The sequence below is a fragment of the Streptomyces sp. NPDC003379 genome, from assembly GCF_053589195.1.
In genome coordinates this window covers 72,574-87,607 of sequence record NZ_JBSFRK010000037.1, presented here as the reverse complement: position 1 = coordinate 87,607, position 15,034 = coordinate 72,574, and the positions used below count along the sequence as shown (strand labels likewise).

At 72.3% G+C, this 15,034-nt stretch carries 14 protein-coding genes and 1 pseudogene; 6 read left to right on the top strand and 9 right to left on the bottom strand.

What is annotated here, in order from left to right:
• Positions 1-343: 343 nt before the first annotated feature.
• Complete coding sequence (locus ACWDVB_RS30080) at positions 344-1,378, bottom strand: DUF3068 domain-containing protein (protein WP_451512991.1); 1,035 nt, start codon at positions 1,376-1,378, stop codon at positions 344-346.
• 189 nt (positions 1,379-1,567) lie between these two features.
• Between ACWDVB_RS30080 and ACWDVB_RS30075 the strand changes: the two genes are divergently transcribed.
• A complete protein-coding gene (locus tag ACWDVB_RS30075) occupies positions 1,568-1,720 on the top strand; it encodes a hypothetical protein (protein WP_451512990.1) in 153 nt (50 codons plus the stop codon).
• Between the two features lie 12 nt (positions 1,721-1,732).
• Positions 1,733-3,070, top strand: a complete 1,338-nt coding sequence (locus tag ACWDVB_RS30070; RefSeq protein ID WP_451513220.1) for a PucR family transcriptional regulator — start codon at positions 1,733-1,735, stop codon at positions 3,068-3,070.
• Between the two features lie 58 nt (positions 3,071-3,128).
• Here the strand turns inward: ACWDVB_RS30070 and ACWDVB_RS30065 are convergent, their stop codons facing one another.
• Positions 3,129-3,995: a YwqG family protein gene (locus ACWDVB_RS30065; protein ID WP_451512989.1), complete on the bottom strand. Its 867-nt coding sequence runs from the start codon at positions 3,993-3,995 to the stop codon at positions 3,129-3,131.
• A 161-nt stretch (positions 3,996-4,156) separates the two neighbouring features.
• Here ACWDVB_RS30065 and ACWDVB_RS30060 point away from each other — a divergent pair, with 161 nt between their 5' ends.
• Positions 4,157-4,939, top strand: a complete 783-nt coding sequence (locus ACWDVB_RS30060; RefSeq protein ID WP_451512988.1) for an SCO2400 family protein — start codon at positions 4,157-4,159, stop codon at positions 4,937-4,939.
• Between the two features lie 27 nt (positions 4,940-4,966).
• On the opposite strand, the gene ACWDVB_RS30055 is transcribed toward ACWDVB_RS30060, so the two are convergent.
• Entirely contained in the window at positions 4,967-5,563 is a 597-nt protein-coding gene (locus ACWDVB_RS30055; protein ID WP_451512987.1) for a DUF4232 domain-containing protein, read from the bottom strand.
• 220 nt (positions 5,564-5,783) lie between these two features.
• Positions 5,784-6,236: a MarR family winged helix-turn-helix transcriptional regulator gene (locus tag ACWDVB_RS30050; protein WP_451512986.1), complete on the bottom strand. Its 453-nt coding sequence runs from the start codon at positions 6,234-6,236 to the stop codon at positions 5,784-5,786.
• A 121-nt stretch (positions 6,237-6,357) separates the two neighbouring features.
• Here ACWDVB_RS30050 and ACWDVB_RS30045 point away from each other — a divergent pair, with 121 nt between their 5' ends.
• Both ACWDVB_RS30045 and ACWDVB_RS30040 read left to right on the top strand, forming a co-directional pair.
• Positions 6,358-7,389, top strand: a complete 1,032-nt coding sequence (locus ACWDVB_RS30045) for an NADP-dependent oxidoreductase (RefSeq protein ID WP_451512985.1) — start codon at positions 6,358-6,360, stop codon at positions 7,387-7,389.
• Between the two features lie 99 nt (positions 7,390-7,488).
• The gene (locus tag ACWDVB_RS30040; protein WP_219690957.1) at positions 7,489-7,917 is read left to right on the top strand and encodes an organic hydroperoxide resistance protein; all 429 of its coding nucleotides are present in this window, start codon (positions 7,489-7,491) and stop codon (positions 7,915-7,917) included.
• 107 nt (positions 7,918-8,024) lie between these two features.
• Here the strand turns inward: ACWDVB_RS30040 and ACWDVB_RS30035 are convergent, their stop codons facing one another.
• Both ACWDVB_RS30035 and ACWDVB_RS30030 read right to left on the bottom strand, forming a co-directional pair.
• The gene (locus ACWDVB_RS30035; RefSeq protein WP_451512984.1) at positions 8,025-9,185 is read right to left on the bottom strand and encodes a serine hydrolase domain-containing protein; all 1,161 of its coding nucleotides are present in this window, start codon (positions 9,183-9,185) and stop codon (positions 8,025-8,027) included.
• 42 nt (positions 9,186-9,227) lie between these two features.
• Positions 9,228-11,843: a M14 family zinc carboxypeptidase gene (locus ACWDVB_RS30030; RefSeq protein WP_451512983.1), complete on the bottom strand. Its 2,616-nt coding sequence runs from the start codon at positions 11,841-11,843 to the stop codon at positions 9,228-9,230.
• 123 nt (positions 11,844-11,966) lie between these two features.
• On the opposite strand from ACWDVB_RS30030, the gene ACWDVB_RS30025 reads away from it, so the two are divergent.
• Positions 11,967-12,800 carry an EI24 domain-containing protein gene (locus tag ACWDVB_RS30025; protein ID WP_451512982.1) on the top strand — a complete coding sequence of 278 codons (834 nt, stop codon included), beginning with the start codon at positions 11,967-11,969 and terminating at the stop codon, positions 12,798-12,800.
• Here ACWDVB_RS30025 and ACWDVB_RS30020 read toward each other — a convergent pair.
• From ACWDVB_RS30020 to ACWDVB_RS30010, 3 genes and pseudogenes are all read right to left on the bottom strand, one after another.
• Positions 12,758-14,032, bottom strand: coding sequence for a pyroglutamyl-peptidase I family protein (locus tag ACWDVB_RS30020; protein WP_451513219.1), 1,275 nt, complete (start codon positions 14,030-14,032; stop codon positions 12,758-12,760). The genes ACWDVB_RS30025 and ACWDVB_RS30020 overlap by 43 nt on opposite strands.
• A 185-nt stretch (positions 14,033-14,217) precedes the next feature.
• Positions 14,218-14,658 (bottom strand): phosphotransferase, encoded by a 441-nt coding sequence (locus tag ACWDVB_RS30015; protein ID WP_451513218.1) that lies wholly within the window; start codon positions 14,656-14,658, stop codon positions 14,218-14,220.
• Positions 14,659-14,734: 76 nt separating this feature from the next.
• Positions 14,735-14,983: pseudogene (locus ACWDVB_RS30010) on the bottom strand (phosphotransferase); the annotation flags it as partial.
• Between the last annotated feature and the right edge of the window lie 51 nt (positions 14,984-15,034).

Genomic DNA, 15,034 nt, shown 5'->3' with positions numbered 1-15,034 from the left:
CGTGGGGCGGCCGCGCGGAGCGAGGACGGTACGTGCTGGGGCATGCGTGCTCCAACTCGTCTCAGGGTGCGGAACTGTGGGGGGACCGGTCGGGCGAAACGGTCCTGCTGGGGTGGTGCGGGGTGTGCCGAGCTGGTGCTCGGGTACTGCGGGGGTGGAACGGGGGGTGGAGCGGGCCGGGCACGCGGGACGGTGGGGTCGTTCTGCGCAGGTGCTGTGCTCGGCCTGTGCGGGGGTGGTGCGAGGACTGTGTTCGGGTGGGGGTGGTTAGTTTTCGCCGCGACTTACCGCGGGTCTACTCACCGAGGTGACAATTTCCGGGCTTTTCGGAGCTGACGTGACATCACATCGTGGTGGACTGCAGGGCGCTTGGGGACGTCCCAGGATTCGGACTCCCCGGCTCCGCCGATCCGTCACGCCCTCCGGGGCCGTTCGCCCCGTTCTCCCTGCGCCCCCGTACGACCAGCACGGCTCCCGCCAGCGCGAGCACCGCGCCCAGCGCCCCGGAGGCCACCGGGAGCGTCTCGCCGACCAGCTTCAGCCGGCCGCTGTCGTCCTTGGCCAGCTTGACCTGGGCTTTCTGCGTGGCCGGGGTGAAACCGACGCGCTTGCTCTCCAGGAGCACCGTCGCGTCCTTGTCCGAGCCGGGCGCGCGCAGCGTCTTACGGGGTCCGATCGCGGCGTAGATGATCCGGCCGGTGCGCTGATCGGCGACGAGCTCGATGCCGTGGTTGGCGTAGTACTCCTCGGCCATCACCTGGCTCTTCCTCGGCTGACCGACCATCCGCCCCGGCACCTGACGCGTGCCGGTCCTGGTGGCCTTCACCGTCGCCGTGAAGCGCAGGCCCTCATACCCCTGGATCTTCTTGGTGCCCCGGTAGGTGAGCGGCACGGTCGCCCCCAGCGTGTTGTCCCACCAGCGGTAGGACCGCTTCTCCACGCCGAAGGGGAACTTCAGATACGCCTCACCCTCGAAGTACGGCTCCTCGCCGCAGCAGTGCACCGGCTTGTTTGTCTTCCGGTCGGTGACCCAGCGCTCCACGGTCCACTGGAGCGAGTCGTGCGGGTCGGCGGCGGGCAGCGACGTGTCCGGATCGACGGACGTGGACACGTCCCAGACCGCCCGCCCGCTCTTCTCGCTGTCGGCGACGTCGCCGCGGACCTGGCGGGTGACGGTGAGGTTCTTGTCGTGGACCGTCTTGATCTTCTCGGTGTCGAAGTAGCTTCCCTTGCCCTTGAAAACCGTGATGGTGTCGATATCGATCGGCGTGCGTTTCGCGCGTGGCTCGACATACCAGGCCAGCATCGGTGCCAGGACCAGAAGGAACGCGCCAAGACCGAGGATGACCAGGGAAAATGGCGAGGTGCTGCGGCGCATGGGGGCACTCCTGGGCTAAGAACGGGAGAAGTGTTACCGAGCCGTACGTATGGGCCGGGAACCGTAGGCGCACCCTTGACTAGGTGTCAATGCATGCAGAGACTGGGCACTCGCCGGACGGGGCCGGCGGGGACTTGACTGTGTGACCCAGGGTGGGGACGACCTCCGACAGAGAGGCTGGCCCGCGCCATGCACCGACTGCTCGCCGCATCACTCACCGTCGCCGCCGGGGCGCTCCTCGCCGTGGGCGCGGCCCTCGGCATCGTCGCGCTCCTCGACGCCACGCCGGACCAGCCGAACACGCCGCTGGTGCACTACGACGCGCCATCACGGGGGCAGTGAGCGACCGTGGCCGTGACCGAGATCCAGCCGCCCCCCGAGGCCGCCCCCACGGGGAGCCAGAGCTCCCCGTCGGCGCGCTCCGCCTGGCGGGACGTGCCGCCCCGGCAGGTGCGGCGGTTCGCCGCGCTCGCCCTGGAGGAGGTGCCCGCCCTCGCCCAGGACATACTGCGCGAGATCCGCGCCGAGTACCCCGGGCTGCCCGTCGTCCTCGACGACTCGGGCGAGCCCATGGCGCTGGTGGGCATCCGCCGCGCCCTCGAAGGCTTCGTCCAGCAGCTGGCCTCCCAGGAGGGGCGGCCCCGCTACCACCTGGAGGTCTTCCAGGAATTCGGCCGCGGCGAGGGCCTGCACGGCCGCAGCCTCGACTCGCTCCAGGCCATCTACCGCCTGGGCGTACGGCTCGCCTGGCGCCGCCTCGCCGAGATCGGCCAGCAGATCGAGATCCCGCCACCGGCCATGTACGAACTCGCCGAGTCGGGCTTCGAGTACCTGGACGGACTGGTCGACCAGTCCGTACGCGGCTACGCCGAGGCGGCGGCCCGGGAGGCGGGCGAGCGGCTGCGGCTCCAGCGGAAGCTGATGGAACTCCTCCTTTCGGAGCGGCGCGCCGAATCCACCGGCGGCACGGCGCACCACGCCGGCACCGGTACGGGCCCGTCGTCCGGCAAGGGCGGCAAGGGGGCCGCCCGCTTCGGCAGCGCCCTCGGGGAGCGGGCCGCCCGCGTCGGCTGGCAGCTGCCCGAACGCGTCGCCGTGGGTGTCCTGCTGCGCCCCGCGCCGGAAGCCGTGGCGCCCGCCGTCGGCGCGGGCGTCCTGCTCGACATGGAAGCCGAACAGCCCCGCATGGTCGTGCCCGACCCCGACGCCGCCGGACGCCCCGAGCTGCTGCGGCGCGCCATGACGGGCTGGTCGGGCGCCATCGGCCCGCCCGTGCCGCTCGCCGACGCCGCGAAGTCGCTGCGCTGGGCGGAGGCGGCGGTACGGCTCATGGAGCGCGGACTGCTGCCCTCCGGTGAGGTCCTGCACTGCACCGAGCACACCGAAGCGCTGGTGCTCCTCCAGCCCGAGGAGCTCATCGAGGACCTGGCCCGCCGCTGCCTCGCACCCCTGGACCACTGCGGTCCCGCCCACGGCCGCCGCCTCGCCGAGACCCTGCTGGCCTGGCTGGAGACGCGCGGCGGCGCCCCCGAGGTCGCGGCCCGCCTGGGCGTCCACCCCCAGACGGTCCGCTACCGCCTGCGCCAGATCAGGGAGCTGTGGGGCGACGAGGTCGACGACCCGGACCGTCGCTTCGAACTGGAACTGGTGCTGCGCGCGAGGCGGTTGAGGGGGTTGCTGGGCAGGGCCTAGCGACTCCCGGCGCGGTAGCGGTGGCGGTGGCGGCGGTGGCGGTGGCCCCGGCCCCGGCTCAGCAGCACTGCCAGGTGAACAGCGCCCGGTCGAAGCGGAGTTCCGCCAGGTCGGCGGGGCGTATGAGCCAGTAGAGGCAGCCCCCGTCGCCCCACATCATGTCCGCCGCCTCATCGGAGTCGAACTGCGCGAGCAGCACCCACTCGTTCATCTCGTCGATGAGCCGGGGGTCGTGCCAGTCCGTCCCCGGGCCCAGCGCCGCGCGGGCCACCTCCAGCTCGACGGGGCCCTGCACCGACTGCGGGGTGCCGCCGAGCTGATGGCCCGCCTCGTCGTCGTACTCCCACAGGGCGTGCACGAACGCGTCGGAGCACACGGGATGTTCGTACTCCTGGAAGGGCTCCGCGTCCGGTGCGAAAGACCGCTGGATCTGCGGATGCGTCGGCTCCGCCACCGTCAGCTCCACGCGCGCGGCCAGCGGGACATGGGGGTAGGCATCCAGCTCGTCCGGCGTGGCGCGCTCGGTGACCTGTACGCCCGCGGGCACGTACACCACCCGGGCCCCCGCCCTGGACGGGACGTCGTCCACGTCCACCAGGGCGTCGCCGTCGTCCAGTTGGCCGTCGAAGTAGAAGAAGGCGAGCGTGCCCGCCGCGGGGAACGGCACGTCGAGCGCCCCCGCGGGCAGCGCGGCGCAGTCCACGGAGGCGACGAACGACAGCGGCCCGTTCCCCTCCCACTCCGGCCACTCCACATCAGCGGGAAGCCGGGGCTCCCCGCCCAACTGCCCCACTACCGCCTCGTCCCCGGCCGCCGGGGCGAGCCGGACGCCGGGCCGCAGCAGCCCGAGCCACCGCTCGGCCACGTCGGAGGGAAGGAGTTCATGGGCAAGGGCGTGCAGCACGCCCGAGGAGTTCTGCGTCATGCCCTCGATCATGCCTCCCGCCACTGACAACGCCCCGCCGGACCGGCAACGCCGCTGCGCCTGTCCGGCAATGCCGCCGCGCCGGAGTTTTCGATTCCGCACACAACTTTCACAGCGGTGGCTTCCGCTGTCGGCGGCGCGGCACCTAGCCTCCATGCCTCATGGACTACTGCCACCCGTGCCGCAGGCACCTCAACGGCGCCCTCGCCTGCCCAGGGTGCGGAACCCCGGCCGAAGCCTGCCGGGAGTACGCGACGTCCGTCGCCGCGCGGGAGGAACCGGGCGGCCGGGACAGCGCGTACGACGAGGAGTCCCCGCGCGTCCGCGGCCGCGGACGCCGCAAGGAACGCGGCCAACGCGGCCAACGCGGCCAACGCGGCCAACGCGGCCGCAGAGCGCACCGGCGCAGGCGCCGCAAGGTCCTGCTCGCCACCGCGGGCCTCGCACTCGCGGCCGGCGGCCTGAGTCTGGCCGAACTGGGTGCCGAGGGCCCCTCCGAGGACCCCACCGCCGCGTCCGCCCCGGACGGCGGGGCCCAGGAGACCGCGTCCCCGAGCCGGACCGCGGCCCCGGACGGCAGCGCGTCGGCGGCGGACGCGGCGGCCACCTCGGCGGAGGCGTCCGCCGCGGCCGAAGAGGAGAAGAAGGCCGAGGCGAGGAAAGAGAAGCGGAAGAAGGAGCGGGCGGGACGGGAAGAGCGCGAAGGACGGGAAGGACAGGAAGGACAGGAAGGGCGGGAAGAGGCGCCGGGCGGTGACGAACACCCCGGTCCCTCCTCGCCCACCGCCCCCGACGCCCCGGACGACACCTCCGGCGCGCCCCGCCCCACCACGCCCCCGCCGACCTCCGAGAACCCGGACCCCACCTCGAAGCCGGAACCGAAACCGGAACCGGAACCGGAACCGACCGAGACGTGCGACCGCTTCCTGTGGTGGTGCAGGTGACGCGGACCCTCTGAGGTGCGCGGCTCGTCAGTTCATGAAGGGCACGGCGTCGGCCGGGTCCGCGTGCCAGTTGGTGGCGAGGGGCTTGTCGACCAGGGTGGTGCCGGGCAGGTCGAGGCTGACGGCGCCGGTCTCGTCACCGGCGACGGCGATGCTCAGGTGGTCGAATTGCCTGCCGTAGTCGTTGTCGGTCGACTTGGGGCTGATGCCGGCGTAGGCGGCGGTGGAACCGGAGAGCCTGACGGTCTCGGTGACGCCCTGCTCGGTGGGGGACACGTGCGTGTCGGGGGCGGAACCGAAGGCGGCGGAGGGGAAGGTGCCCTCCAGGTAGCAGGTGATGCCGGGCCTGGCCTTGGCCGTGACGAGGAGGTAGCCGCCTGCCTGCGTCTTCTCGGTGACCTTGAAGGTCAGATCGTTGGTCCCGCAGAGCTGCTCCACGGCGGGGGCCTTGCTCTGGCCGCCGACGGCGAGGGCGGTGCCGGCCGCGGTGGTGGTGAGGGCCGCGGCGGCGACGGCGGTCAGGACGAAACGAGCCGAACGAACCGAACGAGCCGAACGAGCCGAACGAGCCGAACGAGCCGAACGGGCGGAACGGGCGGAACGGGTGGTGAGACGCGAACGCATCAAGAACTCCATGGGTGCGGAAAGCGGGACCGTCCAGCGAGCTGCTTGGACAGACCACACCGTGCGCCGCGATCCGTCCCGTCCGCCACAACGGGCCGGTGTTCCGGGACGCTGGAACGCTGGAACGGACGCTGACCAGCACAGACGCCGACACCCTGGAACGGGCGACTGGAACGGGCGACTGGAACGGGGACAGGGACGGACGGCCCCTGACATGGACCTAGACCGCCTCACCCAGCATCCGCCGCAGCAGCCCCCGCAGTGCGAGCCGCTCCTCGCGCGAGAGCTCGGCCAGCGGCTCGCGCGCGAAGTTCAGGGAGTCACGGAGACTGCGGGCGACCTCGGAACCGGAGGCCGTGGGCGCCGCCAGCTTCACGCGCCGGTCGGCCGGGTCGGGCCGCCGCTCGACGAGGCCGCGCGCCTCCAGGCGGTCGACGATGCCGGTGATGTTCGACGGCTCGCACTTCAGCTTCTGCGCGATGCGGCGCATGGGCATAGGTTCGTGAAAGAGCAGTCCGAGGACGCGCGCCTGCGCTCCGGTCAGTGAGTGCTCGGCCGCCGCTTCCTCGTACTCCTCGTGGTAGCGCCCGACGACCGCGCCGATCAGCTCGACGACTTCGAGCGTCAGCGAGTCGGCGCGAGGAGCAGGGGTACGCGAGCTGCTGGTGGCCATGCCCACGAGATTACCCGCCTACCTGCGTTTACTTGACATCATCAAATATCAATGAGCATGGTTGTTTCACCACATGAAGCATTTCTGACTCCGTCACGTACGCAACAGGAGGACGCCCCCCATGTCCGTCACCCCCGAGCAGCTTCCCTCCGTCAGCCGTGAATGGCACCTCGTGCGGCGCCCGGACGGCTGGCCGGTCCCCGAGGACTTCGCGCTGCGCGAGGCCCCTGTCGCCGCCCCGGCCGAGGGCCGCGTCCTGGTCCGCAACCTCCACTTCTCCGTGGACCCGTACATGCGGGGCCGGATGAACGACGTGAAGTCGTACTCCCCGCCGTTCCAACTGGACCGCCCCATGGAGGGCGGCGCGGTCGGCGAGGTCGTCGCCTCGAACGCCGAGGGCTTCGCGGTGGGCGACCACGTGCTGCACTTCGCGGGCTGGCGCGAGTACGCCTCCGTGCCCGCCCAGCACGCCACCAAGGTCGACGCGCAGGCCGCGCCGCTCTCCGCCTACCTCGGCGTGCTCGGCATGACGGGCCTGACCGCGTACGCCGGTCTGCTCGAAGTGGCCTCCTTCAAGGAGGGCGACGCCGTCTTCGTCTCCGGTGCCGCGGGCGCCGTCGGCAGCCAGGTCGGCCAGATCGCCAAGCTGAAGGGCGCCTCGCGCGTCGTCGGCTCGGCGGGCTCGGACGACAAGGTGAAGCTGCTCGTCGAGGAGTACGGCTTCGACGCCGCCTTCAACTACAAGGACGACAAGCCCGTCGTCGAGCAGCTCAAGGAGGCCGCCCCCGACGGCATCGACGTCTACTTCGACAACGTCGGCGGCGAGCACCTGGAGGCCGCCATCAGCCGGCTGAACGTGCATGGCCGCGCCACCATCTGCGGCATGATCTCCAGCTACAACGACACGGAGCCGACCCCGGCCCCGCGCAACCTCGCCATGGTCATCGGCAAGCGCCTGCGCCTGCAGGGCATGCTCGTGCAGGACCACGCCGCGCTGCAGCCGGAGTTCGTCCGCGAGGTCGGCGGCTGGATCCGCTCCGGCGAGCTCAAGTACCGCGAGACGGTCGTCGAGGGCGTCGAGAACGGCGTGGAGGCATTCCTCGGCATGCTCCGCGGCGAGAACACCGGAAAGATGATCGTCTCCCTCGCCTGAGACGACCCGGCCCCACCCTTCCAGCATCCGATAACCTAATTCCACTTGGCCGCGGCTGTGGGCGCGCACCGCGGCACGTCTCAGGAGGAATCGGCACTTATGTCCATCCAGAAGATCGACGTCAAGTACACCGCGGTCGCCACCGCCGAGAACGGCCGCGACGGCCGTGTGGCCAGTGACGACGGCAAGCTCGACGTCGTCGTGAACCCGCCGAAGGAGATGGGCGGCAGCGGCGCGGGCACCAACCCCGAGCAGCTGTTCGCGGCCGGCTACAGCGCCTGCTTCCAGGGCGCCCTCGGCGTGGTCGCCCGCAAGGAGAACGCGGACATCTCCGGCTCGACCGTGACGGCCAAGGTCGGCATCGGCCAGAACGAGTCCGGCGGCTTCGGCCTGGAGGTGGCGATCACCGCCTCCATCCCGAACGTCGACGCGGCCACCGCGCAGTCCCTGATCGAGAAGGCCCACCAGGTGTGCCCCTACTCGAACGCCACGCGCGGCAACATCAAGGTCGAGCTCGCGGTCGCCTGACGTATGTACGTACGTAAGGGCCGCACCCCGAAGCCGGGGTGCGGCCCTCAGTCGTGCCGTGGGAGTGCCGCAAAAGTGCCGCGGGCGTGCCGCGGGCGTGCCGCGGGTCAGCCCCGCGCGAGCGCCGCCTCGTGCACCGCCCGCACCAGCCGCTCGTTCTCCGCCGCGGGGCCGCCCGGGAAGGCGAACCGCCGCCGCGTGTACCCGTAGGCCAGCCCGCCGCGCGGATCGGCGAACGCCTGCGAGCCGCCCGCGCCGCTGTGCCCGATGGTGCCCACGCCCAGGAACGGGTACACGACCACGGACGTGGCCTGGAAGCCGACCGCGAACGCCTTGTGGTCGCGCGCCACCAGGTCGTACCCGACCGACTGGATCTGCCCGAACTCGGCGACAGTGGCCTCCTTGAGGAGCGCGTCGCGGCCGTCGACACCGGTGACCGCCGCCGCGTACATACCGGCGAGACCGCGCGCGGACGCCACGCCGCCGACCGAGGCGGGGCCCTTGGCGCGCACCAGGCGGGAGTTGGGCAGCGCCTCCAGGTCGGTGGGCTGGGCGGCGTTGCGGTTGAAGGCGACGGAGTTCAGGCTCTGCGGCTGGGCCGGCAGCGCGGCGAGGAGAGCCGCCTGGTCGGGCCCCGGGCTCATCGGCTGGACCGAGCGGAAGCGCCGCTCGTGCTCCTCGGGCAGGCCCAGGAAGAAGTCGAGCCCGTGCGGGGCGCGCACCCGCTCCTCGTACACCTCACGGAGGGGCAGCCCGGTGGCGCGGACCACCACCTCGCCGGCGAGCGCCCCGACGGACAGGGCGTGGTAGCCGAAGGCGGTGCCCGGCCGCCAGTACGGGCGCTGGGCGGCCAGGCGCTCGGCGACGGCCCGGTCGTCGGCGAGTTCCTCGGGGGTGAAGCCCGATTCGGCGCCCGCGACGCCCGCCCGGTGCGCGAGCAGGTCGCGCAGGGTCACCGCGCCCTTGCCCTCGGCGGCGAACTCCGGCCAGTAATGAGCCACTTCGCGGTCCAGGTCGAGGACGCCGTCCTGCACGAGCAGCGCCACGACGAGGTGGGCGGCGCCCTTGGTGGACGAGTACACGCCGTAGAGGGTGTCGCCGTCGACCTCCGGGCCCACCCACAGGTCGACGACCTTGCGCCCGCCGACGTACGCGGCGAGCTGCCCCTCGTAGTCGGGCAGCTCGCCCGCGAGGACGGCGGTGAACTCCTCGCGCACGGCCTCGAATCCGTCGGCGACGGTGCCCTGCACTCTGATCTCACGGGTCATGCGGAATGCCTCCAAAGGTTACGGGCCCTCGCAGGGAGGGCCTCAGTCCCGGCCGACGCTCAACAGCGCCCGGCCGACCTGCGGGAACACTCCCTTCGGGTGGTCACGGAAGAGCGGCTCGGTGCCGAACAGGACCACGTCCGCGCCCCGCGCGGACCCGCTGACGACCGAGGCCCGTCCCGCGGCGGCCGCGGGGCCGCCGGTGCCGTCCTCCATGGCCCGCCAGTGCCCGGAGACCAGGAGGTCCCCGGTCCCGTACTTCTGCTCCACGCGCACGCCGGAGCCGAGGCCGGTGAACCACATCGGCGAGTAGACGAAGCTGTGGCCCGGGGCGCCGCCCGTGACCGCGCCGCCCGCGTTGGCCACGCGCACCACGCCGTTGGCGTCGCCGTTGCCCTCGACCGGCTTCGCGGCGAGCAACTCGGCGTCGGTGTTCAGTGCGGCGCCGGTCCCGCCACGCCCGACGAGGCCACCGCCCTTGGCGAGGAACCGGTCGAGCCCGGCCTTCGCGGCCGCGTTCAGCTCGGCGTGGTCGAGCCCGGCCGACACGAACAGCGCGTCCGCCTTCCTCCAGTCGAAGCCCGCGTTCAGCACGGCGGTCGACACGGGCACCACGTCGAAGTCCATCTCCCGCAGCGCGAACAGCTCACCCGGCGTGACGGCCGCCGCGACCCGCGTACGGTGCAGCGCGGCGCCGCCCCTGGCCTTCGTGGCGTCGAACGCGACGTCGTACTTCTTCGCGGCCACCGAGGCCGCCCGGCGCGCGGAAGACGACGACGGCACGATCGCGCCGCCGTCCCGGTCACGTCGTACGGAAACCCCCCGGCCGAGGAGGTAGTTGACGGCGGCGATCTCCCGCGGGTCGTCGAGCCGCAGCTTCAGGCCGCCGCGCGGCGCCACGTACCCGACCCGGGACGCGGCGTGCACCTCACGCGCCCGGACACCGTCCAGGTCACCGCCCTTGACGGTGTCGACGCTCGCGCCCCACAGCCGCCCGAGGCTCCACCCCGAGATGTCGTACATGGTCGACACCTTGTCGCTGATGTCGCGCCCGTCGGCCAGCATCACGTTGGCCAAGCCCCGCTTCGGCTGGTGCATGTCGACGACGTACGAGCCCTTCGCGTACGTCCGTCCGCCGAGCCGGAAGCCGTGGCTCGCGCGCTCGACGCGTACGTCGTTGGCGAGCAGATGGTCCACGAGCCGCGCCGCCGCCGTCGCCGACCGCTGGCCGCGCCCGCCCGGCGAGGAGCCCGCCGGAATGACGTACGCACGCGGGAACTCGGTCGTGTACACGTCCTCCGGACCGATCCCGGGCACACCCGGCACCGTCTCCTCCGACACCGGAACCTGCTTCGCGCCGGTCGCGCCCCGCCGGAAGACCTCGATCTGGTCGGCGATCAGCGACGTGCGGTGGCTGTCGGCGTAGTCGATGCTCGCCCGCATGGCCGCGCCCGCGATGTCGACGTTGATACCGGCCCTGCGCCGCAGCTCGGCGACCGGCTGCGTCTCGTACGCCGCGTTGTTCACCTGCATCGGGAACTCGATGGTGTGCGTGGCGACCGCGCCGTGGAAGGGCATGTACTGCGGGGTGAAGACGGGTGGCCAGTCGTCCCAGCCCTCCTCCTGGTCGCGGAAGGGGATGACGGCGGGCCGCACGCCGTCCTTCTCCTCCGTGTACCCGAGGCCGTTGACGGCGGCCTCCATACCGAGGGCGTTGGCGTAGGAGTTCTTGAGGAAGAGGTCGTACTCGTAGTTCTCGCCGTGCGGGGGAGTGGTCGGCTCGATCAGTGTGCCGTTCACATAGCCGTGCAGGTCGATCATCACGGCGGGCTGCTTGGCGACGGCGATCCGCCGGACCGCGCGGGTCTCGGGCTGCGAGGCGGTGATGAAGTCGCGGTTGAGGTCGAAACCGTTGGCGTTCGCTCGGGTTCCGGCGACACGGCCGTCCGGATTGGTGGTGACGTTGAAGTAGAGGCGGTTGTGCGCGAGCAGGGACCGGCTCTTCTTGTCCTTCGCCTTCGCCAGCTTCTCGATGAGCTTCAGGGCGGCATCCGTGCCCTCCCACTCATTGCCGTGGATGTTGTTGTTGATGAAGACGGGCGTCTTGTACGAGGCCCTGATCGCCTTGTCCTTGGCGGCGGCCGAGGGAGCGTTCTCGATGCGCTCGCGCATCCGCTCCTGACGGGCCGTCTCGCGCCTGGACTCGGGGGCCGTGACCGTCACCAGGTAGAGCGGGTGCCCGCCCGCCGAGCGGCCCGCGATCTCCACGCTCACGCGGTCGCCGAGCCGCTGGAGCCGGTTCAGCTCCGGGGCTATGCCGTGGTACGGCGTGAGCCCCAGCTTTATCGACTTGTCGGCAGGGTTCTCCGGAGGTGCGGTGAGCTTCTGCTCGCGCGGATAGCCGCGGCCCTTGTCGCCCATGTTCTCCGCTGAACCGCCCAGCCCGGAGGTTCCCATACCGTCGAGAGCGCGGTGAGCGGCGGCTTCCGGCGCCCAGGCCGCCCGGTCGGCGGCGCCGAGCGGCGATCCCTCCCGGATGACCGGGCGCGGCGTCGGATCGGCCGTCGCGCTGCCCGGGGCGAGCGCGGTGAGGACCAGCGCGCCGGCCGTGGCGGCGGTGGTGAGCAGAACAGGTCTGGATGGCCGGGATATACCCATACGTACCTCCGGGAGATCGATAAGTGAGGTCTACCGGTAGAACTCCCCGGCAACAAGAGGGCGTTCACATCCCGGAGGCACCAGCCGCGAGCCGCCCTCCCACCTGCGGCTAAGGTGTGCCGCATGCGCGATCTGGGTGTGGGCTTCGGCTACTTGATGAAGGGGCAGCGCTGGGTCGCCCAGCACGGCAAGCAGTACGGGATGGGACTGCTGCCCGGCCTCCTCACGCTCGTCCTCTACGCGGCGGCGCTCGTCGCGCTCGCCCTCTGGGGCGCCGACGCCGTCGGCTGGGCCACGCCCTTCGCCGACGACTGGTCCTCGCCGTGGCAGGGCCTCTTCCGCGGCTTCCTGACGGCGCTGCTCTTCGCCCTCGCGCTGCTGCTCTCCGTCCTCACCTTCACCGCGGTGACGCTCCTGATCGGGCAGCCCTTCTACGAGTCGCTGTCCGAGAAGGTCGACATCGCCGAGTCCGGCCACGCCCCCGAGTCGGGGCTCCCGCTCTGGCGCGAACTGTGGATCTCCGCGCGGGACAGCCTGCGCGTCGTCATGCGCGCCCTGCTCTGGGGCGTCCTGCTCTTCGGGCTCGGCTTCATCCCGGTCGTCGGCCAGACCGTCGTCCCGGTGATCGGCTTCGCCGTGACCGGCTTCTTCCTGGTCGAGGAGCTCACCGCGGTCGCCCTCCAGCGCCGCGGCGTCGAACTGCGCGACCGCCTCGCCCTGTTGCGCTCACGCAAGGGGCTGGCCTGGGGCTTCGGGACGCCGCTCGCCGTCGCCTTCCTGGTGCCGTTCGTCGCGGTGTTCCTGATGCCGGGCGCGGTCGCGGGCGCGACGCTGATGGCACGGGACCTGCTGGGCGAGAACGGCTCGGACGGCGACGGCGGCGGCGCTTCCCCTGGCACCGAGGGCGCCGACGGTCAGGACGCCGACGCGGCCACCCGCAGGATGCCCCGCACCTGAGCGATGATGTCGAGCCGGTTCCGCACGAACTCGGGATCGGTGACGGCGCCCGTCGCCGGGTCGGTGTTGCCCGCGCCGAACCGCAGCACGGGCGTGTGCACATGGCCGCCGGGCAGCCGGTCGCGCAGCCCGAGCCGGTCCCGCAGCAGCGTCGCCCGGTAGGCGATCTCGTTCGACAGATAGTCCCCGCCGCCGCCCGCCCGGGCCGTCGACCCCGCGGTGGGCCCCTCGGGCCGGACCACGGGCTCGGTGCCGCCCGCCGGAATCTCCGTCACGGACGTGTTGTCGTACACGGGAAAGCGCCCCGTCCCGGCCTCCACGATCTCCTTGTACGGGAGGGTCGTCGACGTCCACTGGGGCTGTGCGGCCGGGTCGCTCACCGGCACGGTCTCCGTCCTGGAGACGTTCTCGTTGTCGGGGAAGCCGCCGCGCCAGGCCCCGTTGGACCGCTCGACGTCGAAGCGGCCCACCCGACCCTGGCTGATGGTGGTGAAGAGGTCGACGCGGGGGAGGAGCGGACGCAGCGCCCGTTCCACGGCACCGTCGGTGAAGTCCTGCCAGCGGACGGGGAAGGTGACCGCCTCGACGCGGGCGGGCCCGTCGGCGGTGTGGATCGTCGTGCCGTCCAGCGCCAGCGCGGTGGCGCCGGACGGATTGCTGATACGGACGTCACGGTCGAGGGTGAAGGGGTCGAAGCCGGTGACGAGGACGCGCTTGGCGTGGTGGCGCCCCGGATAACGGACGGCGTCCTGCCCGCGCGAGGCCCTCTCCAAGCCGCCTATGAGCCGCGCGCGTTCGGCTTCCCCGAGGGAGAACCGCGTCGGCTCCCACTGCCGCAGCTCCCGGGTCATCCCCAGCCGTGCCCAGTACAGCGGCCGGTCGTCGTCCCGGCTCAGATCCCCTCCGGCGGGCCCGCGCCCCTGCGCCCGGTCGACGGCGCGGCGCCACAGCGCCCCTCCTTCGCGTACGACGAGACGGCGGGCCTGGTCATAGGAGCGGGCCTTGCCGAGCGCACGCGCCAACTCGGGCGTGAGGGAGTCGAAACCGCTGCGCCGCAGGATCTCCCGCGGAGCGGCGCGGTCGAGCCGCTGCTCCTCGACGGTGGCGGCGGCACGGCCGCCGGCGCCCTGGGAGGCGGAGGCGGAGGCGGGCGCCGGGACGCCGAGCCCGGCAAGCAGGGCGGCGACACCGAGGGCGCCGAGACGAGACAGCACATGAGATCGAGAACGCACGCGAGTCCTTCCGTAACCGGTGGGGTGGCGGAAGTATCGCGGGGCGGGTGGGGCCGGCGCTACGGTGTATTCCGCTCCAGGTCGGTCCACGCGGAAAACCCGCCCGAAGGCGACTGCCGACTTGAGGCGCCGGTCGGCGGAAGCGCTGCTCAGCCTCCTCGGTCGGGCGACCGGTGACGCGGCGGTCAGGCGGCCGGTGACGCGGCGGTCAGGCGGCCGATGACGCGGCGTGCGATGCCCGCCATCACCCGGTTCGTCTCGCGGTAGTACCAGAGCTCGGCGAGGGCGATCGTGAGGGCCCAGCCCCGCCCGCGCGCCCACATCGCGTCGTCCGCGGCCGGGCCGAGCGCCGCGCGGAAGGCCTCCCGGGCCTCGGCGTCCATCAAGTACCACGCGGCGATCAGATCGACGGCGGGGTCGCCCACGCCCATGCACTCGAAGTCGATCACCGCGCTGAGGCGGCCCCGGTCGACGAGTACGTTGCCCGGCTGCAGATCTCCGTGCACCCAGACCCCGGGCCCCCGCCACGCCGGCGCGCGCAGCGCCGCGTCCCACACGGCCGTCGCGGCCCCGGCGGTCCCGGCGTCCACCAGACCGCCCAGACCGCAGACCCGCGATCGCCTCACGCGTGGAGCCGTCGCGCTCGGCAAGCGGCTCGCTGCGGTAGGCGGCGGGCGCACCGGCCGGGTCGACCTCGCGCAGGGCGCCCAGGAACAGGGCGACATCCTCGGCGAACAGCACGGGCTCGGCGAGCGGCCGCCCGGGATCGGGCGTCTCACCGTCCAGCCAGCGGAAAACGGACCAGGAGTGGGGGTAACCCTCGCCCGGCCCGCCCCGGGCGATCGGCGCGGGGATCGCGACGGGCAGCGCCGCCGCGAGCCGGGGCAGCCAGTGATGCTCCCGCTCCACGTCCTCGGCCGGCCGTCCGAGCCGGGGGAGGCGCACCACCATGTCGGTGCCGAGCCGGTACATGACGTTGGACGTCCCCGCGGAACCCACCAG